The organism is Pradoshia sp. Z4_20 (assembly GCF_058216035.1).
Map to the genome: position 1 here is coordinate 1 of NZ_JBZAJD010000023.1, position 1,388 is coordinate 1,388.

At 54.0% G+C, this 1,388-nt stretch carries 1 rRNA gene; it reads left to right on the plus strand.

Annotated features, from left to right (window positions below):
• Positions 1 to 1,345, plus strand: a 23S ribosomal RNA gene (locus AC4BHP_RS18820); the annotation flags it as partial.
• Positions 1,346 to 1,388: the final 43 nt, after the last annotated feature.

Here is a 1,388-nt window from a genome sequence, read left to right on the forward strand (position 1 = left end):
AGTACCGAAGTTCCTGATTCCACACTGCCAAGAAAAGCCTCTAGCGAGGAAGAAGGTGCCCGTACCGCAAACCGACACAGGTAGGCGAGGAGAGAATCCTAAGGTGATCGAGAGAACTCTCGTTAAGGAACTCGGCAAAATGACCCCGTAACTTCGGGAGAAGGGGTGCTCATTAGAGGTTTATAGCCTCGAAGAGCCGCAGTGAAAAGGCCCAGGCGACTGTTTAGCAAAAACACAGGTCTCTGCGAAGCCGCAAGGCGAAGTATAGGGGCTGACGCCTGCCCGGTGCTGGAAGGTTAAGAGGAGCGCTTAGCGCAAGCGAAGGTGCGAATTGAAGCCCCAGTAAACGGCGGCCGTAACTATAACGGTCCTAAGGTAGCGAAATTCCTTGTCGGGTAAGTTCCGACCCGCACGAAAGGCGTAACGATCTGGGCACTGTCTCAACGAGAGACTCGGTGAAATTATAGTACCTGTGAAGATGCAGGTTACCCGCGACAGGACGGAAAGACCCCGTGGAGCTTTACTGCAGCCTGATATTGAATTTTGGTACAGCTTGTACAGGATAGGTAGGAGCCTTTGAAGCCGGAGCGCCAGCTTCGGTGGAGGCATCGGTGGGATACTACCCTGGCTGTATTGACATTCTAACCCGCACCCCTGATCGGGGTGGGAGACAGTGTCAGGTGGGCAGTTTGACTGGGGCGGTCGCCTCCTAAAGAGTAACGGAGGCGCCCAAAGGTTCCCTCAGAATGGTTGGAAATCATTCGCAGAGTGTAAAGGCACAAGGGAGCTTGACTGCGAGACCTACAAGTCGAGCAGGGACGAAAGTCGGGCTTAGTGATCCGGTGGTTCCGCATGGAAGGGCCATCGCTCAACGGATAAAAGCTACCCCGGGGATAACAGGCTTATCTCCCCCAAGAGTCCACATCGACGGGGAGGTTTGGCACCTCGATGTCGGCTCATCGCATCCTGGGGCTGTAGTCGGTCCCAAGGGTTGGGCTGTTCGCCCATTAAAGCGGTACGCGAGCTGGGTTCAGAACGTCGTGAGACAGTTCGGTCCCTATCCGTCGTGGGCGCAGGAAATTTGAGAGGAGCTGTCCTTAGTACGAGAGGACCGGGATGGACGCACCGCTGGTGTACCAGTTGTTCTGCCAAGAGCATAGCTGGGTAGCTACGTGCGGACGGGATAAGTGCTGAAAGCATCTAAGCATGAAGCCCCCCTCGAGATGAGATTTCCCATAGCGCAAGCTAGTAAGAACCCTGAAAGATGATCAGGTTGATAGGTCCGAGGTGGAAGTGTGGTGACACATGGAGCTGACGGATACTAATCGTTCGAGGACTTAACCAAATGAATCAAGCATACTTGCCAAACTTACATTATCCAGTTTTGA